We start from the raw sequence: 25268 nt of genomic DNA, 5'->3' as shown, positions 1-25268 counted from the left end.
ATAATAATAATCGGTAATTATATATTGTAAAACGATAAATCATGTATTAAAATCAAATTGACAATAACTAAGTGAGGTGCATTTTATGAAACGAGAAACACTCTTTTTAAAGGTAGTTGTTTTTCTTATTGGAATTCCGATTCTTGCTTTGTGTATATTTTTGGTGCCAGAGATAGCGAATTTTGCAGCAGAATTGTATCCAGATCATACTTATATGAAATATCTCGTTTTAATCGATTTGTATGCAACGGCGATACCTTTTTACTTTGCTCTGTATCAAGCTTTTAAACTTTTAAGCTATATTGACAAGAACAAAGCTTTCTCGGAATTATCTGTACAAGTTTTAAAGAATATAAAATACTGTGCAATCACAATCAGTATCCTATATGTGGTAGGCATGCCACTCTTCTATCTCATGGCGGAGAAAGACGATGCCCCAGGTATAATTGTAATCGGAATGGTCATGATTTTTGCCTCCATGGTTATTGCAGTCTTTGCTGCTGTTCTTCAAAAGCTTTTAAAAAATGCCATAGATATAAAATCAGAAAATGACTTAACGGTCTGAGGTGAATAACATGGCGATTATCATCAATATTGATGTGATGTTGGCTAAACGGAAAATGAGCGTAACAGAACTTTCGGAGAGGGTTGGAATCACGATGGCTAATCTCTCTATATTGAAAAATGGAAAGGCAAAAGCGATTCGATTATCCACTTTAGAGGCGATTTGTAAGGCTTTAGATTGTCAACCTGGAGATATTTTAGAATACAGAAGTGACGAAGACACTCAAGCATAATAAAGTTTGGTTAATAAACATTGTGGAGGAAAGTAGGACTTAATATGACAATTAGGGGAGGTATAACCATGGGCATTAACAATCTGATTATTGAAAATATGGCTAATCCCCAAGAGCTGGAGAGAATGTTTAGAAAAGAACCCGAAACTTTTAAAAAGTCATTCTCCTACGCCTGGGAACAAAACCCTGATTCGCAGGTTCTTGCCGTTTGGTATGAAAGATTGCATTTCAAGGAGACTGTACATACAGAAAAAGCTTCCTTGTTTCAGAAAGATTTCTTATCCATGGGAATTTTAGCAATTCTGGCCGGGATTAGTACAAGGATCATTTTTCATTTTGTCGAACAGCAAGCTATAGCCCCTATTAACCTTGTATTTGGAATTCTTCCCTTAATTGCCATCTATTTTGTATTCAATAATTTCCCTAAAAAAAATGTTCTTTACACCCTAGTATCGTCATTCCTAATCTCCGGGTTTTATCTGAATATGCTGCCACTAGAGCAAAAAGACAGTATTATCCTGGCGTATATACACCTTCCCATATTCTTGTGGGTAGTAGTAGGGCTTGCATTTACAGGAAATGAATATGGCAGAGGCAGCATAAGATTAGCCTATCTTAAATTTAATGGGGAACTTTGCATACTCTACGCCAGTATGGCAATAAGCGGAATGCTGCTAACCGCATTAACCATGCAGTTATTTAGATTTGTCGGCATGGATATATCTGATTTTTATTTCAAAAATGTCGTTTTATTTGGTGCTGCCGCACTCGCTATAGTGGCTACTTACCTGGTATCAAGGAACCTTAAACTTGCAAAAAATATAGCGCCATATATAGCCAAAATTTTTAGTCCTCTTGTACTGGCAACATTGTTGGTCTATCTTATAACGGTTATTTGGGTCGGGAAAAATCCATTCTTGGACCGCAATTTCCTCCTATCCTTCAACGGAATACTCCTTAGTGTATTGGCCGTCACCATATTCTCCATTACCGAAAGCGGCACAGACGAGAAAAAGAACATTTCTGATTATATAAATTTTGCCCTAATTGTTCTTGCTCTTATCATTGACAGTGTGTCTTTATCAGCCATAGTGTTCAGGCTTTCTTCTTATGGGATTACGCCCAACAGACTTGCTGTTTTAGGCGTAAACATACTTATCTGGGCCAATCTAATTTGGATTATGCTCTCCTATATGCGTTTTCTACAAAACAAAACCGGACCGTTGGCCATCCAAGATGCCGTTACTAAGTATTTGCCGGTCTACGGGCTTTGGGCAGCTTTCGTTACATTTGCTTTTCCTTTAATTTTTTATTAGAAAGGCCTGTTAATGTAAAATCTGAGCTACCTTGCAGCAGCTCCTTTTTTTGTTAGATTTTACGCTTAAACCGATGATAAATCGCAATAGACGTCGGACGAATGCGATGTATCCGGAAAAGGAAGGCGTCTGGGAAGAGTTTGAAGCTAGTCATACAGGTGAGAAATATCTCGATGGGAAGGTCATCATTGACCATTTTGAAGGAATATTCCCGGATGGTGAAGTCCGAAAAGGGATGACGATACGCGCTTATGACGAGGAAACGCAGCAGTGGTCGTTGGTATGGCTGGATAATCGCAACCCTCATGATTTTAGACCGCTGATCGGAAAGTTTGAAAATGGAATTGGTGTGTTTAATCAAGTGGTAGAAACATCAGACGGAAAGCCGCTGCACATGAGATTCACTTGGGATGAGATCACGGAGAATACCGCTCGCTGGCAACAGGCCTTTTCGTTTGATGGCGGCAACAACTGGGATACCAATTGGATTATGGAGTTTACGAGAAGATAAACGCTCACACACCCAACTTCTTGCACTTAATCGTTTCTCTCGCGGTTCGATGAACTAACGGGAAACGCTAGCTTCATAACAAAGTTCATGTAGGCTGTCGGGGATCGGTGGCCTATTGTGCTAATGGGCAATATAGAACAGTAAATATATATTGGTTACAAATGGAAAATATAGCACCATTCATTCAATCAGTTATTGAATTGGTGAAAAAGCTAACGAGAAACAAGAGTTAAGTAAATGTAACATGATTGAAATCTTATTTTCATGTGGCATTAATTAATCAAGCTTATAATAAAAGTCGACCCCCTTTAAAATATAAAACTTAGACCCTAAGCCCGTTGCTGTGGCTTTTTTTGCCCACCAAAACTGAGTCATGATCAAAAAGCTTCGGCATTATCGCGCCGAGGCTTTTTAACATTTAGTCAAAGAGCCAAATGGCATAAAGTGTTGTCATACATTGCTAACTAACGTTTTCATGCGGAGTTTAAAAATGTTGTTGACACGACACCAAATGGTGACCTATAATCAAAGCGTCACTAAATGGTGTCCAATTAGTAATTAGTCATTTGGAAAGTTTGGAGCAAGAATATAGTTCACTTGAATCAACAATTATGAGGAGGAAAGAAATGAGTAAGATTATCGGTGCGGAAACGATCACGAAAGTAGAAACCCAGCCTCAAGGAAAAATTATTGCATATTGGTCAGTCACATTACTACTCGCAGCAGCAGTTATGTTAAGTGGTATCGGGCAACTGATGCAATATGGGGGAAACATCGAGCTAGTGAAGAATCTTGGTTACCCATTATACGTCTTGACCATTCTCGGGACTTGGAAAGTGCTTGGAGCCATTGCTCTCGTCGTGCCAGGTTTTCCTCGGCTTAAAGAATGGGTTCACGCAGGTATCTTCTTTTTAATGACCGGTGCGGCTGTATCTCATGCGTTTGCTGGCGATTATGGGTTTCCTATTATCCTTCCGCTTTCATATGCTGCACTAAATATCGCCTCCTGGGCGCTACGTCCGAAGAGCCGCATGCTTTAAGGAGGTGGTAAAATCAACGGCTCTCCCTTCGTACCACCAATAAATTTCTACTACAGAAAATAATATTTTGGAGTGGGTGCTATGAGCGAAAACAACCAATTGCGGGATGTTTTTGACGCGATTGCAGATCCGACTAGGCGCCGACTAATTCGTCTGTTAGCAGAGGCTGAAGAGATACCGCTTCATGAATTAACGGCACAGTTTCAAATGGGCCGTACAGCGGTATCCAAGCATTTGACAATCCTTAAAGAGGCCGGACTGGTACTTGATCGAAAAGTCGGCAGAGAAACGCGATTTAGGTTAAACGCCTCTCCACTCAGAGAAATTCAAGATTGGGTGGCTTTCTACAGCAATTTTTGGCGTGCGAATATGTTGCGCTTGAACCAACTACTAGAGGAGGAAGAAGAATGAGTTTAACATTAACCTTGGATTTTCAGTACAAGACATCGATTGAGAAGCTTTGGTCCGCCTTAACCGATTCAAGCAAGCTTGCCAAGTGGGTGGTCAACATCCACACCGGTCAGGCGATGGATAATGATTTTAGGCCCGTTGTAGGACACCGTTTTCAGTTTCGCACTCAGCCGTCTGAATATTGGGATGGCATTATTGACGGCGAAGTGCTTATCGTGGACGCACCAAACCGGGTGTCTTATACTTGGGTCAGCGGAGGAGAGAAGCACACGGTCACCTGGACGCTGCAGGATTTAGGGGATGGAAAGGTTAACCCTCATCTCGAACAAACCGGATTCGCCAATGCTCAAGGTCTCGAAGGCGCTAGGTATGGCTGGGGTAAATGGTGCGGCGAGCTTGAAAAGGTGTTGGTACAATAACCGCAATCGAAACAGAGCCATGGCGGGATTCCTGCCGTGGCTCTGTTGTCACTTGCCGATGTAAATATGATCGGTTGCTTTTCTTGGATACCCGTTTTTGTGGGACTTAGTAAGGGCGATAATTATAATCATCATTATGAAGTCTTATTTTTGGCTGGTTACTGATGACCTACCAAATAGGTTTGGGGATATTCCGAGAAGGCATCAAATATTGGTCAAAGTAGTATCATTTCTTGTTTCCATCGTTACAGTAGGTTTTCTTCTGAGCGTTATGAAAGCGGTAAAATCAAGAGGAACGGAGCATTACGGGAGGAATAACACGAGATGCTCCGTTTCTTCATTAATGCCTTTAATCAGATCAACAAATGAACCCAACCTCTTTGATTTGGAGTTCTTTGCTTTGGGATAAAAATTTACAATACAAAAAATTGAGTAATAAACACAACGCCCGTCACTGACTTAATCTCAAGTATAATACCTGTGCGGTCACCCTGTACAGATACCAAACTATTGGCTGGCAGCAATGGTGATATTAATGCGCGAAGTATGGTATTGTTTCTATTTCTTGCAGCTAGGACGAGTTGGGTGGCGAATACGTTGTTACTGCTAATTTTACGGTATAACGGCAGAATCCTCTTAGAAATGCTTCTCAGGCTGATTACCGTTAAGCGGACTCTCCCTTTTGTGTTAGTCGCATTTTCTACTTGATCCGCCGGAGCCGGAGCCTTAAAGCCGATGCTAAATCCAAATCTATTGGTTCCAAAATCGTTGAAACCAGATGTAACTTCCTTGAATAAACGATTGAGTGAATCCAAATTATTGTTCCGGATCGCGATGGTTAAGCGTGTTGCATATACCGGATTACAAACAATTTCACGGTAAATTGGGATCGTTTTCGTAGCCGCTTTTCGCAGCGCTACTACCGTTAATATACTCAATTTAAGTTCCAACTCCCCTCCTATTAAACTTATATAGTATATTGAATTCTTATAGTTTGGATTGGGTAGTTATATTGGGAGAATATATATTTGATGAACAAGTCTATGTCCAGAATTATCCGTTCGAGTTCTTCTTTTTTCTTTTTCATAGTGCGTCGAGCGAAGCTTGCTAATTTCTCAGGATCTTCTTCACCGTCTGCGATGGCGTGAAGCATGTCTTTGGACGAGACCCCCATAATATCTGAAACCACAGATCCCAGTTTGATATTTGCTCCCTCTAGCACTTTTTGAATCCGATTATGTTGTCGGGCTCGTTCTTCAATGATGCTTCGGCGATAGCGAACTAGTTCTCTTAATTCTCGTTGAATTCGGTTCGGAATGAAACTAGCTTTTAGAAGTCCATGACGAAGAAGTTGGGCGATCCATTCAGCATCTTTGACATCTGTTTTACGTCCTGGGAGAGCTTTCATATGCTGAGCATTCACGACAAGAAACTCAATATCTTCAGCTTCTAATAGGTTAGCAATTGGTTTCCAGAAAACGCCTGTACTCTCCATCGCTACGTGGGTACACCCATGCTTTTTAATCCAGTCAATTAACTGGAGTAGAAATACGGTTTTAGTAGAAAACGATTGAATCTCCTTTCCTTCAGGTGTCATCGTACATGTGGTAATGGAATCCTTATGTACATCCATACCACATGCTCGCTCAATGATAATATCCATTGAAATAATCCTTTCTACGGCTCTGAATATTGGGCTGGTGCAAAAACCAAAATAGGATTAATCTACCATGCGTGCTTCCCGAAAGGGAGCGACATTCTGTGATCCACCGTGGTCGTTGGAGTCAGACTAACGGATGGGCTCTAACACACCATAGTTGATCGACCTTCCTCACCCAGCCGTAGTAGCAGTATTGACGGATTTTATCCATTTTCATCCTCTGTGGTGCAGCGCTGATATTGCGCTGCATGTATGGCTCCCTCGGTATGATTTAATTTTCTCACTCAAGCTCGCGTATTCGCAGGATTTCATCTTCCATGAGAATCGGATGACGAAAGAAAGAGAGTTCATTTGGTAAGCTTATTCGTTAGAAGGTGTGCGGAAACAGAGGTGGAGGTATCCTCACCCAATTAATTCCATTTACTGCACGTATACTCCACAGAGCCCTTAGCGATTTTCGCTCCCATGTCTCAACGGGTCAATGCCCTTTCATTCCTTCGTCACATCTATCTAAGGGGTGGAGGTCGGTCTTTCTAACGGAACGGGTCGGAGCCCTTTTGCGTAACATATCCCGATACTCCGTGCTTTCTTTGTCCTCCTGCGAATACGCCAACTTAAGTGAGATATGGTTTAATTTTAAGCTGCCATTGCAAAGATTTTATCTGGGTTGTAGGCTTCCCGACTGCGTGCCATCCCAACTAAAAGTCGGGCTAACTTTCCGCATAACTTCATGATAGACTTCATTTTTTTAAGCTTTTTAACATGGACGTTATGGTGATGCAAAGCCTTAAATTCTTGGTTGCTCATGACCATGCACATCGTGATTAAATAGAGGAAGTGTCGAAGGCGTGGACGCCCTCGTTTACTCAATGTCATCTGACCTTTCCATTTCCCCGAACTTGCTTCGGTCAGATTAAGACCTGCATGACGCAGTAGTGTGTTCCCGTGGGCAAATCCACTTAGATCACCTGACTCCCCTAAAACGCCTGCTAAAGAAGTAGCACTCACGCCTGTAATCGCAAGGATCTTGCCCGCATAGGGGATACGATTAAGCACGTCCTTGACCTCGTTTTCAATTCTCTGAAGCTGCGTATTGGCTAAGTCATATTCCTCAAGAAGATGGTCAAGATGGAGCTTGTAAGCGTGTGTTGCCTGCTTGGAACCAACAGTCCGTTTGGCCAGTTCGATGAGCAATTTAGCCCTACGCACACCTGAATGCCGTTTCATGGACTTCTTCCAACCCGCAATCACATCAGCTGACTCCAATTTACATAAATCGGTGGGGAGAGGAAACAGGCGAAGGGTTACCAATGCACCCTTACAAGTTAAGATTTTAAAAACTTGTCTAAGTTCAGGGAACACAATGTCTACCCAGCGGTGGATCTGATTCACTGCACTTACAAGGCGTTTAACAACCGTTTCTCGATTTGACATCAGGACGCGTAGCTCTTCATATTCTGCGGAATGGAAACGGACAGGAGAATAATAGCCGTTTTTCACCATGTCAGCAATTACAAGCGCATCCTTTTTATCACTTTTAGATCGTGTATTGTCGCGGTTTTCTTTGTTCTTCTTGACCAGATGAGGGTTAACGAGCACGGCTTCAATCTCTTTGTCTTTAAGCCAATAAGCAAGGTTGAGCCAATAGTGGCCTGTCGGCTCCATACCGACGATCATCTTGTTTAGCTTATATGAAGCTAGCAAGTCAAGGATCCAGCGATCAAAAGATCGGAAGCCCACTTCATCATTACTAAATTCCAATGGATTACCCAAAGCAATACCGCGGAAGTTCACAGCTCTGGCAACATGGATCTCCTGTGCGATATCTACACCGATAACTAGGTGATCCACGGTAATATTTTCAATGAGTTGATTTTGCTTAACTTGTGACTTAAACTTCATAGTAGAGCGACCTCCTGATGTGGGATTTTAAGGGCTGTAGACCCGTTGTGTACTCCCATCTTACAGAGGCGCTCTTTTTTATTCAAACTCCAAATTATTCGTTCCACAGGAATTCTAACGGGAAACTATAGTGGAAGGGCTTGCTTCGCGGCAGCTCTTCTTTTTGTTTATGGAAGTAACGGGAAGTTATGTTCGTGTTGAGTTGCGGTCATAATAAGCATAAAGAGTTGGTGACAATAGAACCATGCTACATGTGCAACTCAGCAGGGGGGAGACAAATGAATAAAGTTTTTAAAGCATTGATTATTATCTTATCAATAGTTGTAGTAAACGTTTTTCTATGGATAAATCGATTTCCGAATTTACATGGAAACGATGTAGATAAAATAACTATATCGGATTCAAAGGGAATGGTTCTTTTCCGTGAAGACAAAAAAACAAAAAATGCCATGCAGCAGTATTGAATGCATTTAAAATAACCGATAAAGTAGTTGAAAGAAATCAAATTGATCCAAACTATTGGGTGCATATCGAAACCATAACAGGGAGTTCAATGGACAAACAGGTATGGCTTAAAAAGGGAGAAACAGCTACCTTCGTTGATGGTTCCTTGAGTGATCCATTGTCTATGTTGCAATCATATCCCATCCCTGATCTCGAAAGGGATAAATTGCTCTCACTTATAGGAGCAAACAATGCTCAATAAAAACTCTTCTCGCTAAACGATAACGTTGGTTCATTAAATGTAATAAAGTTGAAATGTTATTTTCATACAGCATTAATGAATCAAGCCTATAATAAACACTGACCCCCTTTAAAATATAAATTTTAGACCCGCAGCCCGTTGCTGTGGGTCCCTTTTTGTTGTTGACTGAGTTAACAGGCAGTTATGCGTAATAATTCTCTTGTTCATATGGATAATTTTGGTGTACGATATAAGAGCATTAGTTCTTATATATGAATTTAGGAGTTGAGTTAGGATGCCTTATCTTCAGTTTCATAACTTAGAAATGTATTATGAACAAATGGGTACCGGTGATCCAGTTTTGTTTTTACATAGTGGCTTTTCACGGGGAATATTAGCTTTCGCCAGTCAAATACTCGATTTTCAAAGGAAGTACACCTGTTATTTTCCAGACTTTAGAGGGCATGGTCGAACCCAGAGTTACAGCCTTGAATGGAGTACCCCGCGGCATGTTGAAGACATCATAGAATTTATGGATCAACTACATATTTCCAATGCACATGTTATTGGATATGGTATGGGAGGAGGAGTTGCGCTCCATTGTGCTGTCAGTCATCCTCACAGAATTGCATCATTGACGTCAATAGGTCAATGTGGTTTTGTCGCGTCCAAAAGATCGGAAGAGTTTGAACCGGAGTGGCTTTTACAAAACGGTCACAATGATTTTATCAATTCCATGATAGAAAGACATATGGACGCGCATCAAGGTAACTGGCAGGAATTCTTGCGGCAAAAGGTTAAAGATTGGCGGACGTATCCGCGGCTAAATGACGAAGAACTAAGCAGTATCGCCTGTCCCATTCTCTTTATTGCTGGGCAATATGACGAGCTCGCACCTGAGGATGATTTAAAGCGTTCAGCTGCTCTGATCCATAACTCTCGTTATGTGATAGTGCCAGGTTCCAGTCATAGACCTCATATGAATGGAGAAAATCCTGTATTTGTCAACGATACCATATTGAATTTTATAGAAACTCAACACTCATGAGGGAGGGGGAAAAACGATGCCATACCTACAGGTTAAGGACTTGGAGATGTTCTACGAAAAAATGGGCTTGGGGGAGATTGTAATCTTTCTGCATAGCGGGTATTCCCGGGGCATCTTGGCTTTCGCGAGTCAAATGCTAGATTTCCAAAAGAAATACACCTGTTTTTTTCCTGACTTCCGAGGACATGGCAGGACAAAATGCGAAACTCTTGAATGGTCTACGCCTAAAATTGCTGATGATATTTTGGAATTTATGGATAATATGGATATCTCAAAAGCCCATTTGATTGGTTACAGCTTGGGAGCAAATGTCGGTCTGTATGTTGCCGTTAATAACTCCGATAGAGTAGCTACTCTTACTACTATTGGTTCAAGCGGTTTTTGTGATCCAACTGGTGTTGAAGAATTTGAACCAGAATGGCTTGTTAAAAATGGGAAGCAGGATACGATTAATCAAATGATTGAAAGGCACATGGAAGCACATAAAGGTAATTGGCAAGAACATATGAGACAATCCGCACGAGATTGGTGTCTATACCCGCAACTATCAGAGGAACAACTCAGCAGTATTAAATGCCCGACCTTATTTATCACTGGTGAACATGACCAATTTGTCGGCGAGGAAAAAATCAGACACTTGAGTTCCCTTGTTAAGGGATCAAAGTATCTTATTGTCTCGAACGGCAGCCATAGACCTCATATGTTAAGGGAGAACCCTTTATTAGTAAATGATGCGATTCTTCAATTTCTAGACACTAATTCAATGTAAGGGATTCCTCTTAATCATATCAGGATAGATCGATGGGAATTGGAGTTACGCTAACGGAGAACGATAGCTCATTAAAACAGTGGTAGTCTAGAACTTTATTTTCTCGTCCAAGGCTGCCGCTGTTTCTTTTATTGGGGTCAGTCTAAAACTTATTTTACGAAGGCTGCCGATTTTGTAATTCTAAAACCCGCGTGGGATCAGCAACTCCAGTCTAAAACTTTATTTTCAACGAACAGCAAGACAGTTTAGGATGAGAGGGCTGGCAAGTAGCTCTCTTTTCTATTGCGTGCATAGATAGGTAAATTATGGTAATAATGACCTTTGTGTAAATTTGATATGACAAGGGGAACTTCTATGCACTTTGTAATAGGCTTCATCATCATTGGGGCAGCTTATCGGTGGGGGGATTGGCGGAACTGGAAGAAGTATCATTCGACCATGATGTACTTTGCGCTGGGGAACTTACTGTACCACTATCTCTGTGCCAACCATCTGTTATGGCAGTTAATGCCTGACTTTTCCCTTAGTCATAGTATAACCGAAATGATCTATACCTTTATTGTTTTCCCGGCTACAGCGCTGCTATTCCTAACGAACTATCCAGAGGGTCGGATGAAGGTCGTCTTTCACTATATCCAATGGGTACTCATTTACGGCGGTACAGAATACGTTTTGCATATGTTCGGGCGAATTCAGTATCAATATGGCTGGGGGTTTTGGTGGTCCTTGTTATTTGACTGCACGATGTTTCCTATGTTGAGACTTTTCTCGGTGAAGCCCCTGCTGGCGTATTTAGTTTCAGCTGTGCTTACGGTCTTCTGGGTGGTGCTGTTGAAGGTTCCGGTGAATGTGCCAATTGAGCTTAGGGGATCGTAGCGCCCTATAGCTGATCTAGATGCAAAAAGTGCATGTGATTTGTAAGGAATTGATGGCAGAAGGCAGTTGTTCTGCACAACATGCAGGTCATTTGAGCGATATGGCTTGGAATCGGAGTGAAATGAGGTAATTACCTGTAGGAAATGCAGGTTGTGATTTATGCGAAGGATGTGCCGGAAAGCATGGGCCCTGCTGAATAACAGCAGGGCAAAGATAAAAGTCTTACGTTTCAGTTTTATATTTTAGCGTTGGCTTTCAGTAAAATTTTGAAAGGTCACTCCGAATTTGTCAGTTACATCACCAAAACCTGGGCTAAAGATTATTACAGTGGTACTACTAAGAAAGAGGTCTGTCTTAAAAAAATGGTAGTGAAACAGATTTAAAAAAGTCATTTAACAATAATGAATTTACTATCGAGGGGTTAAACGCTAATAACATTGATTACTCAGAAAGTTCATTTACTAGTTTTATAAATACTCAAGAAAAACTGTAAGAGGACAAGAACATATATCTATAAAGTTCCGCGCGTAGCGCGGTTTTTTTATTTTAAGGATACAAGTTCTTGTCTTTTTCGCAAGACAAGAACTTGTATCCTTTACCGATATTGGACAAGAACATACATCCTTTGCCATGGTCGATTTAGAGGCATAACATTACACATTAATGGTGTGTTATGAGATCACCATTATATACTATATATGGCATCATTTAATGAATAAACAAAAAAACTTGTACTAAGAACATATATCTTATGCCGAATTATAGTACAAGAACATATAACCATTACTGTAAATATAGTCAAGAACTTATATCGTAACTGATTTTTTAGACAAGAACAACGTACTATTGCCGCAATGTGAAATGAAGTAACAAGTAATTGTTAACAATCTCTTCTGTGATGGTTAGTCGGAGGTCAGTGACTGTTGAGCTAAAGGGCAGCATTCTTCAATTGCCATTGATGGCTAGAATAAATCTCGTCCGCCACATTGACGACCCGCGTCGAATCGCTCTGCGCAGTCAGACAGCACCATTATTCAATTACTTTTTCGTTGCATTGTACATATTTTTTACGTATACATCGACTTCATCTCTTGACATGCGTAAGCGATTAATCAAAATTGGGAGGTTGACCAGGCGGATTCCAACTCCAAACCTGCAAGATCGTGCTGCAAGAGACTGGGGAAAACAGAACTTCATCAAATTCGTAACTTGAATGAAGATGGAGAAGGCGGAGTCGCAGTCGCTGATCGACCATTCCGACAACACCGTCGAGCGGGTCGCGGAGCTGCTCGGCTACGACAACAAAACTATTTCGTTAAGCTGTTCAAGCAGCATTACGACTTTTCCCAGCTCCAAGGAAACAGCATTATGCCGGTCGCGATGAATAGAAAGATCAACATCCACTTCAAATATCCATGAATCCGGCCCGTTTCGCCGAAACTACTTCGGTCTCATCTATCATCTAGCACATGGAAGAATAAAAGAATAATAAAAGCTTCAGGACGCGTTCCGCGTTTCAGCCGCAACGGCGCGCTGCGCCCTGTCCGCCGGCAGCAGCAAGATCAAGACTGCTAGGAGAGAAGCCGTCAGGAAAATAGCAGAACCCACGAGCGAGACGGAGATCGCATGGGCAAAAGAAGTACCCGAAGGAACTGCCGGACGGTTCGCCGCCTCGAAGACGGCGGTCAGAACCGCGAGCCCTAGCGATGCGCCGGTCTGATGAGCGACGTTGACGAGCCCTGACGCCGCTCCTGCATCTTTGGCCTCTACGCCTGACAACCCCAGCGTCGTGAAGGGCTGGAAGATCATCCCGGCACCGCACCCCATGACGATCAAAGGGAAAAACAAATGAGGGAAAAAGCTCGAATCAGCCGAAATGAGGCTCAGCCAGCTTGTTCCAGTGATCGCGATTATCAATCCGGCGATCAGTACTTTAGCATTCCCGAATCGGGCAACGAGCGAAGGCATGGCATACATCATCCCGAATTGAACGGCCGTGAACGGCATGATTGCGAGTCCGGCCTCCAAAGAATCGAAATGAAGGACGTTCTGTAGAAATTGCGGAACGAAGAAAAAGATCGGATAATTCCCGCACAAGAGCAACAGCCTACCCAAGTAGGCTCCGGAGCGCGTTCGGCTCGCGAACAGGTGAAGAGGCGTAATTGGCTCTTTCGCCCGTGCTTCAACCCGTACGAAAGCCACTAGCGAGATACCTCCGAGAGCAAGCGAGCCCCATACTTCCGGCGCTTCCCATCCGACAGACGCGGCTTGAACGAAGCCGAATGCCAGCGCCGTCATGCCGATCACCGACGTCAAGGCTCCCATGAAATCCAGTCGGCCCGCTTTCGTTTCCGTCTCCTGCATATATCGAGGCACCATAAGAAGCAGAGCGACGCCGATCGGAACGTTGAGGAACATCCCAGCGCGCCAAGAGATCAGATCCGTCAACAATCCGCCGACGATTAGACCGACGCTGCCGCCGGCTCCCGATACGGCGCTGTAAACGGCGATCGCTTTCGACCGTTCCCGGGCTTGCGAGAAGCTGACGGACAACAAGGCGAGAGCAGACGGCGTCGCCATCGCTGCCGCCAATCCTTGCAAAGCGCGAGCCACAAGCAGAAGCGAAGCGGACGGCGCCAAGCCGGCCAGCATCGAGGCCAGCGAAAACAAGGCGATCCCCGCACTGAATGTTTTTCTCCTTCCTAGGATGTCCCCTGCACGAGCGCCTAACAACAAGAAGCCTCCGAACGCCAAAATATAAGCGTTCTGCACCCAAGTCAAAGCGGCCGTCGACAGATGGAGTGTGCGGCCGATTTCGGGTAACGCGGTAACCAAGACGGAAGCGTCGAGCACCATCATCAACTGACAGGCGACGATCATCGCCAAAATAATTCGTTTCGAATGTTCATTCAAGAGGATAACCTCCCTTTCATGTTATAAAGGTTATTATGACGCGAATTAGCATCGGGAAGTAGCTCGTTTCTGCTAAAAAATTGCTCAATACTGCAATAGTAAAATTCTTATAGTTCGATAAACAGGTTGGCGTTCTTAGAGGAAGCGCGTATAATGGGAGAAGAAATACGGGATGGAGGGACGTTTCCATGCAAACGAAATTGAATCAATTACTAAATATGGTCGATTCCCTTAATCTTTCAGAGGGGCGTACGGAGACGTCCGTACCTTTTTTTTCGCTGGTCCGGCGCAACCGACCAACGGCGATCATACCCGGTATTCTCACCCCCTCTTTTTGCCTGATTCTACAAGGGGCCAAGAAGCTTCATCTCGGTCAGGACACGATCTATTATGGCGCGGGCGACTATTTGGTTTCGTTGATCGATATACCGGCCTCCGGTCAAGTCGTCGGCGCTACGCGGCAATCGCCTCATATTGGCTTGCGAATCGATGTAACGGCGGAAGAGATTGCTTCTGTCATGATGGATACTGGTATCAGCGTGAAACCGCTCGACAGAAAGCTAGGACCTGGAGCTTATGTAGGCAAATCCGATGAGCACTTGCAGCTCTTATTCATCCGTCTGTTGGAACTGAGAGGCAAACCAGAGGTGGAAATCCGCTTTCTATCTTCGCTGATCAAGCGCGAGATGATTTTCCGCTTACTTACGGGAGATTATGGACACTTGTTTGTCCAAAGTGTCTTCATGGACCAGCAGAACGAGGGGATCAGCAGAGCCATTGAATGGATAAAAGAGAATTACAACAGAACCTTTACAATCGAAGAGGTGGCGAGATCGTCCAAAATGAGTGTCTCAGGACTCCATCACAAATTCAAAGCTGTCACGACGATGGCTCCCCTGCAATATCAGAAGCAACTCCGCCTCCAAGAAGCAAGACGCCTCATGCTGAACGGCTCCACGAACGCGACGGCCGCCGCGCTGGAAGTCGGATACGAGAGCCCAGCTCAATTCAGTCGGGAATACCGCCGGCTCTTCGGGCTTCCTCCGCTTCAAGATATAAAAGCATTTCACAGAAAACCAGTACCAGAAGAGTTCGAGACCAGCTAAAAACCTTCAATTCCGAATGTGGACTTGAAGGTTTCGTTTATCCAAAAAGACGGGTGTGAATCTTTACCTGATGGTCCTGGCAGGAAATGAGAATAAGAAGCTGAATACGATGATCGCTTCAAGCAAGCTTTTCGATTTCATTACGTTAGATGTAAACGATGAGAATGTGAAAAAATTGATCGATGGCGGACTGGTGCTGCCGATTAAAAATTGGCAGAACAGTATCAAAAATATTAGGGATCAGCAGATTACACTGTAAGAGTGAATTAAAGACGTACTCAGCTAACGGAGAACGATAGTTCCATACTGAAAGGGCTGCCGCGTGGCAGTCTTTCGTTCCGTTAACGGGCAGTTTTCTTCATAAAGGTTATGATTTTATATTGAAGAATGTATAAAATGCTGTTAATCTTATGGAAATATTTTGTATAGGGGGGTTATTGAATGAGCATTAAACCAACCGATCCGATACTATATACGATACCTGAGAGCTTTGAAAGTAAGCGATTGCTTATAAGAGCCCCATTATGGGAAGATGGCGAAAGGGTAAATGAGGCAGTTAAAGAAAGTATTGAAGAATTGCGTCCCTGGATGCCGTGGGCTAGGAACATTCCTACAATTGTAGAGTCTGAAATAAGTATCCGACGATCTAGGCTTCAATTCTTGGATCGTACCGATCTAAGATTACTCCTTATTCTGAAAGAAACAGGTCAATTAATTGGTAGCAGCGGTCTACATCGAATTGATTGGCAATCACGAAAATTTGAAATTGGTTACTGGGTGCGTACATCTCTTGGCAATCAAGGATATATTACTGAAGCAGTAGAAGCTATTACAAACTATGCTGTACATGAGTTACAAGCTAATCGAATTGAAATCCGATGTGATGGACGCAATGTTCGAAGTTCACGAATTGCCGAACGACTGGGATTCACATTAGAAGGAATTCTTCGAAATGATAAGTGTGATGTAGACGGTTCATTGAGAGATACTATGGTGTTTTCTAAAGTTCGCGGTGTGGAGTTTTAATTGTTTGTCCAACCCTTTTACTTCATGCGGTAATTCTGTATCTCAAAGACCGTCTGAAACTCGACGTCTCACCAGAGAAATCGCAAATCATTAACCTGCGAAAAAGAGAGTCGGAATTTCTTGGTTTTACAATCCGAGCGAACAAAAAGGGTCAAAAGCGAGTAGCGCATACGGGCATCAAAGCGGGTAAAAGGCAGAAAATTAAAAGCGAAGCCAAGAAACACATTCTCAGAATGAGGACTTCGCCAACGGCTCTAAACGCTGCTCGGTTCAACAGCTTCGTTTTAGGAATTCACAACTACTTCAATCGGGCAACACATGTAAGTGTTGCGTTCTCACGTCTTGCCTACGATCTACGTGCCTTCATGTACAATCGTCTTAAACAAATCGGGAAATACGAACATCCTGCAAACCCACCGCCAACGTACAGTAAATTTTACAGCTTGGGCTGCAGGACTTTTAAAGTAGCAGATGTCTATTTATATCCTCTTACGAATGTGAAAACAAAGAATACGATGGGCTTCAGTACAGGTCTTTCGCTCTTTACGACAGCAGGCAGAGAACAAATACACAAAAAGCTTCGACCAGATTTACGTCAGGAAATTTACTTACTAACGAAATCTAGCATCCTGAATCAGAGTGCCCAATATATGGATAATCGGATCAGTCGGTATAGTATGAAGATGGGGAAATGCGAAATTACAGGCATGTATCTCTTCGCATCCGATGTTCATTGCCACCACTACATCCCGTTGCACTTAGGGGGAACCGACAAGTTTAATAACTTACGTATCCTCCACAAAGAGGTGCAACAACTTATACTTCTAACTCAGATACAGACGATTGACGTACTCAAGAATAGACTGGGTCTAACGGAATTGATGATGAACAAGATCAACAACTACCGTGAAAAATATGCTTTAGAACCAGTTTAACATATCCCAAATCAATGAGTAACGAGGAACTTATGATCAAGTACATTTAATTAGAGGGAACGCGGAGTGCTTGGAAACTGGCACGCTCCGTGTGGAGCAGGGGAAAAGCTGGAGATTACATCAAATGCTTACCTATTGCAACCAAGTGTTAAGTAAATGTAACATGATTGAAATCTTATTTTCATGTGGCATTAATGAATCGAGCCTATAATAAAAGTCGACCCCCCTTTAAAATATAAACTTAGACCCTCAGCCCGTTGCTGTGGGTCTCTTTTTGCTATTAAACTAAAGGGCAGGTTAATGCTGAAGAAAGAGCAATTTAAGGGATCTTAAAGAATGTATCAGTAGAGATCATGGTTCGAAATGCTGAAGGTTCCGGTTAGAATGATTTTAACCAAATGAAGGCAAACTATATACGACTGGCTTACTAGTATATTACTGTAACGGAGGAAGCTTATGCCTATTTTTAAACCTTCCCAAATTGCGCGTTCAATTTATGAGATAGACGGAGATGCGCTTCAGCGGGCAGGAATTAAAGGAATAATACTTGACTGGAATAATACAATAATGAAAAAGAATGCTGAGTCTGTATCGGATTCGCTGAAAACATGGCTTAAAAACTTTCAGTCCCGATATGCAATAAAGCTAATTATCGTCTCGAACAGCAAACCTCCGATACAAAAACATGGGCTGATAAATGAGATTCCAGCTTTGTTCGAGGCGGGTAAACCGAAGAAAAAAGCATTCTTTGCCGCATTGGATATACTTGGAACCCGTAGAAATGAGACAGCAGTTATTGGTAATGGCATTATTACTGATTTATGGGGCGGAAACCGATTAGGGATGTACACGATTTTCGTATCTCCTTCATGGACGAAACCTCGGTTTATAGGGGTGGTAAAACGTCTAGTGGTAAAAGTACTTCGAGTATAGACGAACATAAATGTTAAACTGCTTGAGCACGTTCAACTCGCGAAACGCTGGCTTGATTTCATTTGGCAGTTGAATCGAGTGGCTGTTGTTGCTCTATCATAGAGAGGACACCTCTTCTGTATGGTAGTGGAATGGCTCCACCAATACATATTGAGTAACGCAGTCATGTCGGCTGCGTTTTTTTATTTGTTCGGATCTTCAAAATGGGGGAACCCAGAGTTTAGTTCGTACACAAAAGTAGTAGTAGGAAATTAAGAATTAATGATTATGTCAACATTTAGTTGTGTAATGTTAACCTTAGAGCAAGGCGATTCGCAAATTCAAATCATTAACATTTCTTCCAAAAACAGTTGAAAGGTTCATCAATCGGTTATGTTTCTCATATAATATTCAATAAGATCTTTTCGACGAATAATTCCTATGAAAATACTTTCGTCATCTACAACTGGAACAAAATTTTGATCGGCTGCTAGCGTTCTAGCCCATTTCTACACGTATCTCGGTCTTACCCCTTTTTCAGGTCAGAAACACTTGTCACAGTAAGAATCTAAAGTCTAAATTTATTTTCAAAAAACAGTTGATATGGACCTTCCCACGCTCAATTCAATAAACAAACGAAATTTATGTTTACAAAAAAGCCATGCTAGATAGAGTGCCCACGGGTGCTTTTTTTATTGCCAATCGAAAGGGTGTGAATCGCGTTGGATATGTTCAAGTTACGACAATACTTCTACTATCTTAATATCGCCGCCGCGGTAGACTGGAACCGGAGTGATTGCGCTATTGGGCAGCTTAGTAGAGTAATGGTTATCGTATTTGGATTGACAATATCAACGTATGTTATCATGATATTAAGCTATGAATAAGTTAAAAGCTAAGCTAATACTTGGAGGGAGTACCCATTAATAACGCCGCCCTGAATGATGCAATGACCATGTTGAAGAAAACGAGCCGTACTTTTTATATACCTATTAGTTACTTGGATTTAGGATTGAAGGAGGCTGTAACATCTGCCTATCTGTGTATGCGGGCTATAGATGAAATCGAGGATCATGATGAACTCACAGACCAATTGAAAGTGGAATTATTACTCGGTATACACGAGGCATTCCAATCCCCACATATTATCGAAGCAACACAAAAATTACTATCGCCGTATGGGGCAGTATTACCGGCAGTTACAATGCAACTCGATGAGTGGGTGCTTCTTTGTCCATCCTCCGGAGCTCCAATCGTATATAGTTACATCGCAAAGATGTCGTTACAAATGGCCGAATGGGTTCAGAACGGGTGGAACATTCATACGGAAGAGGATTTGGACCGCTATACCTATAGCGTGGCTGGTATGGTTGGAGAAATGCTATCAGAACTATGGTTGTGGCATGACGGGACGCAATCCGATCTAACGAAGGCGATTGCCTTCGGAAGAGGACTGCAGGCGGTAAATATCCTCCGAAATAGAGTGGAGGATCTTAAACGTGGCGTTGACTTCTTTCCTGACGGTTGGGGATTCAAGGAGATGCAACAGTACACACGTCGCAATTTACAACTCGCCGACACTTATATCGCAGACCTGAAGGAAGGTCCAGCGTTGAAATTTTGCAAGATACCATTAGCGTTAGCTCATGCTACGGTAAACCTACTCGCTGTTGGTGGAAACAAATTAACGAGAGATGCGGTTCTAAAAATTGTGAGTCGTGTGACTGGATAACATGATTGTCCATATGTAGACGTAAATAAGAAGCCGGTATCTGCGAGTACCGGCTTTTTTTCTGTTTTGTTGAACTAAAGGGCAGAATTGCTCAATAAATCGTCATGGAAACATATAATGCCTTGATTACGTTTAAACATTTAAAGAAGCACATGTAGAAATCAACGCTTGATTAATTTTTATAGTATTTAAAGCTTGAAAGTTAGGGGGGACGCTCATGCTCAAGTTTTTGAATGTCTTGCTTTTATTAGTTGTATCAGTGTCGATTTTTGCTGGATGTTATACTGAAAAGTCATACAAAACACCTGAACAAGCATTCGTTGCTACTGGTATTAAATCAAAGGGTATTATCAAAAAAGTGGAATTAACTGATGGTGCAATTATTTTTTATGAAGGTTTGAAAAATGATGTAGGTGTTGGTTTGGATAGGAATTATGATGGTAATTGGAAATGGATCATGGGGTCAGGGATGGTTAATAAGGATATTGAACCTATTTCGTTTTCATGGGCTAATCTTGACCAAATGAGAGGGGCAGGTAAGGGATACCATTTATTCTGGGGTAGCGTAAACAACGAAGAAATAAATAAATTACACATCGCTTACAATAACGGCTGGAATCTTAATGAAGATGCAATATTATTTGACTCGGGTTTAGGCTTTAGAATCTGGTATGTTATCTCAACAAATTATTATGGAACAGTGCCAGGAGTAAATGCAACGGGTTATGATAAAGAAGGCAAAAAAGTGTATCAAAATTATTAGTCTAATCATTCTCTATCGCTTATTACAGTCGGAGATGTTACGCTAACGGAAACTATAGCTCAATAAATATCAGGAGAAGGCTATCGACAGAAATGAATCGGCAGCCTTCTACGTTAACGGGCAGATTAATGGAGTGTTGAATTAATAAATGTTCTAGTATTTTGGTATGGATCAGCGTACCCATTACAAGAATAGGGCAACCGTGTCGGTTGCTCTATTCTTGTAATGTCAGCATTAAATCCTTAATTACTAGGCTAAATAAACCGATATTACAACTATAGTATTTAACTATTCATATCAATAATAGTATTCGAAATGGGGATTATTAAAATAATGGAATTAACATTGGAAAATAAAAGCCGAATAAATTGTCCTCAATGCCAAGAGATCGTTCTTAAAGTTCACGGTTATGCTACATGGTGTGATAAATGCAACTGGAATATTAATCCTAAAGAAAATAAGGGACCAAAGAACTTGTTCGAGAAAATATACATACAAGCCGGGAAGAAATCAAGTGAGGGCTTGCTTAACACGATGATTCGAAACGGAGCCCTCTACCCAAAAGTTACTGTTCGTAAGATATTAACGATATTTTCTGGCACCGTCGTTCATCTTTTAAGCCTAAGCCTATGCTTGAGCGGAGTTTATTTATTGATAGCAGAGTTTCCTTACATATTACTGATGATCATTGGAGTATTCTTAATATTTCTTGCTTGGTTAACACGTCCCAAAGGTTATACGTTGGATACCGAACCTTTATCGAGAGAACGATTCCCTGTTTCTTATCAGATTGTAGATGAGATAGCTTCCACTTTTGGTGCTGGTAAAGTACATGGAATTATTATTAATGGAGATTTCAATGCAGCATTTGCTCAAGTGGGGCTAAAAAGGAAAAAAATAATTCAATTCGGTTTGCCCTTAATAGCCATCCTTGAAAAACAGGAATTAGTTGCTTTAATTTCACACGAACTAGCCCATGGAATTAATGGGGACTTGAATCGGGGCTTTTTTATAGGTTCCGCTATTAACACTTTGAGTACATGGTATCAAATAATAAAGCCTAACAGACTCTTCGAACCAAACGGATTCTCTTTTGTAATAGCCATATGTATGATTCCCGTTAATGTTTTTTTACTACTTGTTTCAAAATTGATTTTCGTGTTTTTATATTTGATCTGTCACCTAAATTGGCTAGATGCCCAGAGGGCCGAATATTTGGCAGATAGCTATGCAACTAAAATTTCCGGTAAGGATGCAAAGCTATCATTGCTGAACAAGATGCATCTCCATTTTCTTTTTGATTTCTGTATTCTGAAAACGATTAACAACCGGAACTCAAATCCATTATTCGAGGAATTCAAGAATCAGGCTGCACACATTCCTGAAAAGGAATTGGAACGGATAAATAGAATTAATCTAATGTCGGATTCTAGGCTTGATGTAACTCATCCTCCTACAGCAAATCGGATATCATATATTAATAGCCTGGAATATAATAATCCGAAATATCAAATGACAGATGAGTTATATAATCAATTTATTAACGAGTTGTCTTCGCTGAAATCTAGTATTGAAGTGAAGATACTTGATGATTATAAAAGTAACGTCTTGGGATTCTAACAGATCTTTGGATGGGGTGTCAGGTATGACGAAGAAACAAGGTTTACTCGGTATTATTATCGCATTAACAATGGCAGCGACAGTGGATTATGGGATATTTGTAGTTTGGGGGTTGTTATACCTGACTGGATTTATGCAATCCGCTGATTTTGAGTACCACAATTTGGATAATACCTTAGTGATCAATCATTATCAGTTTGTTTGACTCACTATTTATTAGAAGCTGTTTCTATATTTGGTCTCTTCACACTAATACTTTTATTACGAAAACGACTAGAGAATAAGCGGGGATAGAAATAGACGTCATTAAGCTAACGAAGAACTATAGTTCAGTAACATGATAAAGTAAAGGAGATACCTATTATACATGTACAATAGGTATCTCCTTTACTTTTCGGTTTATGGTTACTGATAAAATTATTGTCCCAGATTGCTAAGGAAGCAGAACCGTCGATTAAGGATAATACTCTAAACGTACTCAATATCTTCTCTATCTTCTGTTCGATCATACCTTATCCAGCACATTTTCTCGATATCAAGTAATGTTTTAAATCTATCGATTGCGTCATACTCTCCATTTAAATAAGTATCAGCTATCAATAGTTTTCGTAACTCATCTATGATTTCATCTTCTAGCTCAAAAAAATTAAAATCATCAACATTCACTGATTCAAAGTGTTTCCTTACTTCGATTTCTAAGAAAGACGGGTCCTGAAGTTGGGATTGAATTTCGTCTAAAACTTTCTTTCCTTCCTCTGTGTTATATAAAAACGTTGTTATTCTTTTAATATCTGGATATCGATCTGAAGCAATATCAAATAGAAGTTCACTTTCTAGTTCATAAGAAAAGTGAAATGTGGATAACACGTCACCTCCATTTAATATCTCATAACCCCAGCAATGATCTTCAAGGTTATAAAAATAAAGTATAGGACAGTGTTTTGAAATTTCTTCGGCTAGATCAGACGATCTTTGTTCACCGTCATTTTCAGTGAAAAATGCGAGCCATTCTTCATTGAGCTGAATAATAGGAGTTCCAGAGGGAAGGTTCTCACATATAATTGATCTATTTACAGTGCGAACTATGTTACCAAAAGTAAACTCACTCATAATATGTCCCTGCCTTAAATTGTAATTTATTTATATTTATATTTTACCTTATACTAATATTTTTTTGATTACAACAATTTTTTATTGCACTACCCTGGAAGTTGCCAGTCACGAATTAAATTCACATTATTTTGTGGTGTTCTGTGAAGGGAAATGGATGGCTAACGAGTAGTTACGATGAAGGATCTTACGTGGAGCATCTCCACTTTTGGTTCATTAAAGTAACGGGCAGGATTCTTCAACATGGATGCAACATTTCCCAGTAATTACCGTATTAATGTTGAAGCATCTTGCTCCTTGATTATTGCTTGAAAAAGAAATATTTCTGGAAGGTGAATAAAAATGAGATGGAAGAAAATTGCGGTTATAAGTGCCTGCATTATGGCATTTGGGATTACCAGCTATGCGTCAGGAGGTGTGGAAAGCATCCAGGCATACTTAAACCATGATTTCAAATTTACACTCAATAATAACGCTTGGGTACCCAAAGACAGTGATGGTGTCGTACTAACTCCAGTCATTCTTAATGGCACATCGTATCTTCCAGTTAAAGCAGTAGTTGAGGCAACAGGCGGAGAAGTCCAGTGGAATGAGGCTACGAAAACCATTGCGATAACATCTGCTAATGGTGAAAGTGTAACCGCAAAACAAAAAGAATTTACAAGTGAAGAATTGCGAATAATTCAGGAAAAGTTAAGAAATTACTGGGATGAATTAGGGCGAACATATTCAATTAGGTTAATGTCTGTTGGTTCAACTCAAGAACATCTTGAAGTAGAGATTAGAAAGTTTGGTGAATTTGAGAAGAATCTGTCTAGTGAAGAAATAAATTCAATTAAAAAATCACTGTTTAAATTTGTTGGTAAGGAGTTTCCCTTGAAACTTAGAGTTATTCAATGTTGTAGACAAGAAGCCAATATTATAGGCGAAATCATCAAAACTGATAAGGTAAATAAAAAAGTTCTTATTGAAAATCACGAAAAGAAGGTAGGGAATAGTGAAAATCCAGATGCGACTTGGGTCACTTTAACTGAAGATGGAAAAATAGTGGTAAAGGATAGTAAACAGTTACAGGTATTTAGCGACTTATCCATTGGTCAACAGGTAAAGGCATGGTCAGTGGGTATTACCTTTCTAAGTTACCCTGGTCAAGCTTCAGTGGTGAAAATTGAAATACAATCAAATAAGTAAATAAAAGATGGATTTCATGAGAGGTTCAATTTGAAGGAGGTTTAATTGAGTACCATTTGGCATGAATCAAACTGTAAACAAGGCTCCATGATTTTTGATACTCTTTGGGAGGCAGAAGAATGGGGGCATTCTATAAGCAATGACATAAATATGGGTGCGTTTGATGGATATACAACTCCTGACGAGAAAGCCGCATATGTGTTACTTTTTACTTAGCTAACATAGACCGATTCCATGCTCATGCTGACAAAGTTTAGTCTGAAGGCAAATTTATATATAAGGTATGGGTCACTCGAAGAACTTGAAATCAGGGTTCATATAAAAGAGAAGTTCCATATACATAGTATGTCGCGGTGCAACACCATCAAGTATCATTATTAGATGGTGCTTTTTTATGCCCATCATACTCGCCACAGCTTCATTACAGGGGCTTGGTCGTAGCCTAGGAAATAAGTGTTAGACTGGTCGGGTCATTAAGCTAACGGGCAGTAAAGCGTGGTAGCCTGTGCTCGGTGGTAAACTGGAT

28 protein-coding genes and 2 pseudogenes are annotated in these 25268 nt (G+C 41.2%); 24 read left to right on the top strand and 6 right to left on the bottom strand.

Features of this window, described 5'->3' with window-relative positions; genetic code table 11:
- Positions 1–85: 85 nt before the first annotated feature.
- From QFZ77_RS36645 to QFZ77_RS36615, 7 genes are all read left to right on the top strand, one after another.
- Complete coding sequence (locus tag QFZ77_RS36645; RefSeq protein ID WP_307448597.1) at positions 86–565, top strand: DUF2975 domain-containing protein; 480 nt, start codon at positions 86–88, stop codon at positions 563–565.
- A gap of 10 nt (positions 566–575) precedes the next feature.
- On the top strand, positions 576–797 hold the full coding sequence (locus tag QFZ77_RS36640; RefSeq protein WP_307448594.1) for a helix-turn-helix domain-containing protein: 222 nt from the start codon (positions 576–578) through the stop codon (positions 795–797).
- A gap of 68 nt (positions 798–865) precedes the next feature.
- The gene (locus tag QFZ77_RS36635; RefSeq protein WP_307448592.1) at positions 866–2113 is read left to right on the top strand and encodes a DUF4153 domain-containing protein; all 1248 of its coding nucleotides are present in this window, start codon (positions 866–868) and stop codon (positions 2111–2113) included.
- A 49-nt stretch (positions 2114–2162) separates the two neighbouring features.
- Positions 2163–2624 carry a hypothetical protein gene (locus QFZ77_RS36630; protein WP_307448589.1) on the top strand — a complete coding sequence of 154 codons (462 nt, stop codon included), beginning with the start codon at positions 2163–2165 and terminating at the stop codon, positions 2622–2624.
- 626 nt (positions 2625–3250) lie between these two features.
- Positions 3251–3664: a DoxX family protein gene (locus QFZ77_RS36625; RefSeq protein ID WP_307448585.1), complete on the top strand. Its 414-nt coding sequence runs from the start codon at positions 3251–3253 to the stop codon at positions 3662–3664.
- 81 nt (positions 3665–3745) lie between these two features.
- Positions 3746–4075 (top strand): ArsR/SmtB family transcription factor, encoded by a 330-nt coding sequence (locus QFZ77_RS36620; protein ID WP_307448582.1) that lies wholly within the window; start codon positions 3746–3748, stop codon positions 4073–4075.
- Positions 4072–4494 (top strand): SRPBCC family protein, encoded by a 423-nt coding sequence (locus tag QFZ77_RS36615; protein WP_307448579.1) that lies wholly within the window; start codon positions 4072–4074, stop codon positions 4492–4494. Before QFZ77_RS36620 ends, QFZ77_RS36615 begins: the two co-directional genes overlap by 4 nt.
- A 413-nt stretch (positions 4495–4907) precedes the next feature.
- Here the strand turns inward: QFZ77_RS36615 and QFZ77_RS36610 are convergent, their stop codons facing one another.
- The 3 genes from QFZ77_RS36610 to QFZ77_RS36600 all read right to left on the bottom strand — a co-directional run bounded on the left by QFZ77_RS36610 (position 4908) and on the right by QFZ77_RS36600 (position 8056).
- A complete protein-coding gene (locus tag QFZ77_RS36610) occupies positions 4908–5444 on the bottom strand; it encodes a hypothetical protein (protein ID WP_307448576.1) in 537 nt (178 codons plus the stop codon).
- A 17-nt stretch (positions 5445–5461) separates the two neighbouring features.
- Positions 5462–6157, bottom strand: coding sequence for an IS110 family RNA-guided transposase (locus QFZ77_RS36605; RefSeq protein ID WP_373462707.1), 696 nt, complete (start codon positions 6155–6157; stop codon positions 5462–5464).
- Between the two features lie 633 nt (positions 6158–6790).
- Entirely contained in the window at positions 6791–8056 is a 1266-nt protein-coding gene (locus QFZ77_RS36600; protein ID WP_307440057.1) for an IS110 family RNA-guided transposase, read from the bottom strand.
- A 278-nt stretch (positions 8057–8334) separates the two neighbouring features.
- Here QFZ77_RS36600 and QFZ77_RS36595 point away from each other — a divergent pair, with 278 nt between their 5' ends.
- The 6 genes from QFZ77_RS36595 (at position 8335) to QFZ77_RS36570 (ending at position 12647) form a co-directional block, all read left to right on the top strand.
- A complete protein-coding gene (locus QFZ77_RS36595) occupies positions 8335–8520 on the top strand; it encodes a hypothetical protein (protein ID WP_307448573.1) in 186 nt (61 codons plus the stop codon).
- Positions 8517–8762 carry a hypothetical protein gene (locus QFZ77_RS36590; RefSeq protein ID WP_307448570.1) on the top strand — a complete coding sequence of 82 codons (246 nt, stop codon included), beginning with the start codon at positions 8517–8519 and terminating at the stop codon, positions 8760–8762. Before QFZ77_RS36595 ends, QFZ77_RS36590 begins: the two co-directional genes overlap by 4 nt.
- Positions 8763–9036: 274 nt before the next feature.
- Complete coding sequence (locus QFZ77_RS36585; protein ID WP_307448568.1) at positions 9037–9789, top strand: alpha/beta fold hydrolase; 753 nt, start codon at positions 9037–9039, stop codon at positions 9787–9789.
- A 16-nt stretch (positions 9790–9805) separates the two neighbouring features.
- Complete coding sequence (locus QFZ77_RS36580) at positions 9806–10558, top strand: alpha/beta fold hydrolase (protein WP_307448565.1); 753 nt, start codon at positions 9806–9808, stop codon at positions 10556–10558.
- 354 nt (positions 10559–10912) lie between these two features.
- Complete coding sequence (locus QFZ77_RS36575; protein WP_307448564.1) at positions 10913–11434, top strand: CBO0543 family protein; 522 nt, start codon at positions 10913–10915, stop codon at positions 11432–11434.
- 916 nt (positions 11435–12350) lie between these two features.
- On the top strand, positions 12351–12647 hold the full coding sequence (locus tag QFZ77_RS36570; RefSeq protein WP_307448560.1) for a hypothetical protein: 297 nt from the start codon (positions 12351–12353) through the stop codon (positions 12645–12647).
- Between the two features lie 284 nt (positions 12648–12931).
- Here the strand turns inward: QFZ77_RS36570 and QFZ77_RS36565 are convergent, their stop codons facing one another.
- Positions 12932–14347 carry an MFS transporter gene (locus tag QFZ77_RS36565; protein ID WP_307448557.1) on the bottom strand — a complete coding sequence of 472 codons (1416 nt, stop codon included), beginning with the start codon at positions 14345–14347 and terminating at the stop codon, positions 12932–12934.
- 188 nt (positions 14348–14535) lie between these two features.
- On the opposite strand from QFZ77_RS36565, the gene QFZ77_RS36560 reads away from it, so the two are divergent.
- The 5 genes and pseudogenes from QFZ77_RS36560 (at position 14536) to QFZ77_RS36540 (ending at position 18347) form a co-directional block, all read left to right on the top strand.
- Positions 14536–15453 (top strand): AraC family transcriptional regulator, encoded by a 918-nt coding sequence (locus QFZ77_RS36560; protein ID WP_307448554.1) that lies wholly within the window; start codon positions 14536–14538, stop codon positions 15451–15453.
- 37 nt (positions 15454–15490) lie between these two features.
- Positions 15491–15687, top strand: a pseudogene (locus QFZ77_RS36555) (extracellular solute-binding protein); the annotation flags it as partial.
- 207 nt (positions 15688–15894) lie between these two features.
- Positions 15895–16479, top strand: coding sequence for a GNAT family N-acetyltransferase (locus tag QFZ77_RS36550; protein ID WP_307448550.1), 585 nt, complete (start codon positions 15895–15897; stop codon positions 16477–16479).
- Between the two features lie 233 nt (positions 16480–16712).
- Positions 16713–17414, top strand: coding sequence for an HNH endonuclease (locus QFZ77_RS36545; protein WP_307448547.1), 702 nt, complete (start codon positions 16713–16715; stop codon positions 17412–17414).
- 456 nt (positions 17415–17870) lie between these two features.
- Entirely contained in the window at positions 17871–18347 is a 477-nt protein-coding gene (locus QFZ77_RS36540) for a YqeG family HAD IIIA-type phosphatase (RefSeq protein ID WP_307448544.1), read from the top strand.
- A 362-nt stretch (positions 18348–18709) separates the two neighbouring features.
- Here QFZ77_RS36540 and QFZ77_RS36535 read toward each other — a convergent pair.
- Positions 18710–18823: pseudogene (locus tag QFZ77_RS36535) on the bottom strand (CBS domain-containing protein); the annotation flags it as partial.
- A gap of 452 nt (positions 18824–19275) precedes the next feature.
- On the opposite strand from QFZ77_RS36535, the gene QFZ77_RS36530 reads away from it, so the two are divergent.
- The 4 genes from QFZ77_RS36530 (at position 19276) to QFZ77_RS36515 (ending at position 22646) form a co-directional block, all read left to right on the top strand.
- Positions 19276–20058, top strand: a complete 783-nt coding sequence (locus tag QFZ77_RS36530; protein ID WP_307450094.1) for a squalene/phytoene synthase family protein — start codon at positions 19276–19278, stop codon at positions 20056–20058.
- 217 nt (positions 20059–20275) lie between these two features.
- Entirely contained in the window at positions 20276–20821 is a 546-nt protein-coding gene (locus QFZ77_RS36525) for a hypothetical protein (RefSeq protein WP_307448542.1), read from the top strand.
- 333 nt (positions 20822–21154) lie between these two features.
- A complete protein-coding gene (locus tag QFZ77_RS36520) occupies positions 21155–22441 on the top strand; it encodes a M48 family metallopeptidase (RefSeq protein WP_307448539.1) in 1287 nt (428 codons plus the stop codon).
- A 25-nt stretch (positions 22442–22466) separates the two neighbouring features.
- Positions 22467–22646: a hypothetical protein gene (locus QFZ77_RS36515; protein WP_307448536.1), complete on the top strand. Its 180-nt coding sequence runs from the start codon at positions 22467–22469 to the stop codon at positions 22644–22646.
- A gap of 263 nt (positions 22647–22909) precedes the next feature.
- Here the strand turns inward: QFZ77_RS36515 and QFZ77_RS36510 are convergent, their stop codons facing one another.
- The gene (locus tag QFZ77_RS36510; RefSeq protein ID WP_307448532.1) at positions 22910–23551 is read right to left on the bottom strand and encodes a hypothetical protein; all 642 of its coding nucleotides are present in this window, start codon (positions 23549–23551) and stop codon (positions 22910–22912) included.
- 342 nt (positions 23552–23893) lie between these two features.
- Between QFZ77_RS36510 and QFZ77_RS36505 the strand changes: the two genes are divergently transcribed.
- Positions 23894–24742, top strand: coding sequence for a stalk domain-containing protein (locus tag QFZ77_RS36505; RefSeq protein WP_307448529.1), 849 nt, complete (start codon positions 23894–23896; stop codon positions 24740–24742).
- Between the two features lie 45 nt (positions 24743–24787).
- On the top strand, positions 24788–24958 hold the full coding sequence (locus QFZ77_RS36500; RefSeq protein WP_307448526.1) for a hypothetical protein: 171 nt from the start codon (positions 24788–24790) through the stop codon (positions 24956–24958).
- Positions 24959–25268 lie beyond the last annotated feature (310 nt).

The sequence above is a fragment of the Paenibacillus sp. V4I3 genome, from assembly GCF_030817215.1.
Taxonomy (GTDB): domain Bacteria; phylum Bacillota; class Bacilli; order Paenibacillales; family NBRC-103111; genus Paenibacillus_E.
The sequence above is the reverse complement of the archived record's forward strand: the minus strand, read 5'-3'. Positions and strand labels throughout refer to the sequence as shown.

Bases quoted from the DNA above. Each gene is read 5' to 3' on its own strand.
- QFZ77_RS36560 (WP_307448554.1), top strand. From the start codon at position 14,536: ATGCAAACGAAATTGAATCAATTACTAAATATGGTCGATTCCCTTAAT.
- QFZ77_RS36645 (WP_307448597.1), top strand. From the start codon at position 86: ATGAAACGAGAAACACTCTTTTTAAAGGTAGTTGTTTTTCTTATTGGA.
- QFZ77_RS36580 (WP_307448565.1), top strand. From the start codon at position 9,806: ATGCCATACCTACAGGTTAAGGACTTGGAGATGTTCTACGAAAAAATG.
- QFZ77_RS36550 (WP_307448550.1), top strand. From the start codon at position 15,895: ATGAGCATTAAACCAACCGATCCGATACTATATACGATACCTGAGAGC.
- QFZ77_RS36595 (WP_307448573.1), top strand. From the start codon at position 8,335: ATGAATAAAGTTTTTAAAGCATTGATTATTATCTTATCAATAGTTGTA.
- QFZ77_RS36525 (WP_307448542.1), top strand. From the start codon at position 20,276: ATGCTCAAGTTTTTGAATGTCTTGCTTTTATTAGTTGTATCAGTGTCG.
- QFZ77_RS36545 (WP_307448547.1), top strand. From the start codon at position 16,713: ATGAGGACTTCGCCAACGGCTCTAAACGCTGCTCGGTTCAACAGCTTC.
- QFZ77_RS36605 (WP_373462707.1), bottom strand. From the start codon at position 6,157: ATGGATATTATCATTGAGCGAGCATGTGGTATGGATGTACATAAGGAT.
- QFZ77_RS36510 (WP_307448532.1), bottom strand. From the start codon at position 23,551: ATGAGTGAGTTTACTTTTGGTAACATAGTTCGCACTGTAAATAGATCA.
- QFZ77_RS36515 (WP_307448536.1), top strand. From the start codon at position 22,467: ATGACGAAGAAACAAGGTTTACTCGGTATTATTATCGCATTAACAATG.
- QFZ77_RS36640 (WP_307448594.1), top strand. From the start codon at position 576: ATGGCGATTATCATCAATATTGATGTGATGTTGGCTAAACGGAAAATG.
- QFZ77_RS36625 (WP_307448585.1), top strand. From the start codon at position 3,251: ATGAGTAAGATTATCGGTGCGGAAACGATCACGAAAGTAGAAACCCAG.
- QFZ77_RS36575 (WP_307448564.1), top strand. From the start codon at position 10,913: ATGCACTTTGTAATAGGCTTCATCATCATTGGGGCAGCTTATCGGTGG.
- QFZ77_RS36635 (WP_307448592.1), top strand. From the start codon at position 866: ATGGGCATTAACAATCTGATTATTGAAAATATGGCTAATCCCCAAGAG.
- QFZ77_RS36620 (WP_307448582.1), top strand. From the start codon at position 3,746: ATGAGCGAAAACAACCAATTGCGGGATGTTTTTGACGCGATTGCAGAT.
- QFZ77_RS36505 (WP_307448529.1), top strand. From the start codon at position 23,894: ATGAGATGGAAGAAAATTGCGGTTATAAGTGCCTGCATTATGGCATTT.
- QFZ77_RS36585 (WP_307448568.1), top strand. From the start codon at position 9,037: ATGCCTTATCTTCAGTTTCATAACTTAGAAATGTATTATGAACAAATG.
- QFZ77_RS36600 (WP_307440057.1), bottom strand. From the start codon at position 8,056: ATGAAGTTTAAGTCACAAGTTAAGCAAAATCAACTCATTGAAAATATT.
- QFZ77_RS36615 (WP_307448579.1), top strand. From the start codon at position 4,072: ATGAGTTTAACATTAACCTTGGATTTTCAGTACAAGACATCGATTGAG.
- QFZ77_RS36530 (WP_307450094.1), top strand. From the start codon at position 19,276: ATGACCATGTTGAAGAAAACGAGCCGTACTTTTTATATACCTATTAGT.
- QFZ77_RS36540 (WP_307448544.1), top strand. From the start codon at position 17,871: ATGCCTATTTTTAAACCTTCCCAAATTGCGCGTTCAATTTATGAGATA.
- QFZ77_RS36520 (WP_307448539.1), top strand. From the start codon at position 21,155: ATGGAATTAACATTGGAAAATAAAAGCCGAATAAATTGTCCTCAATGC.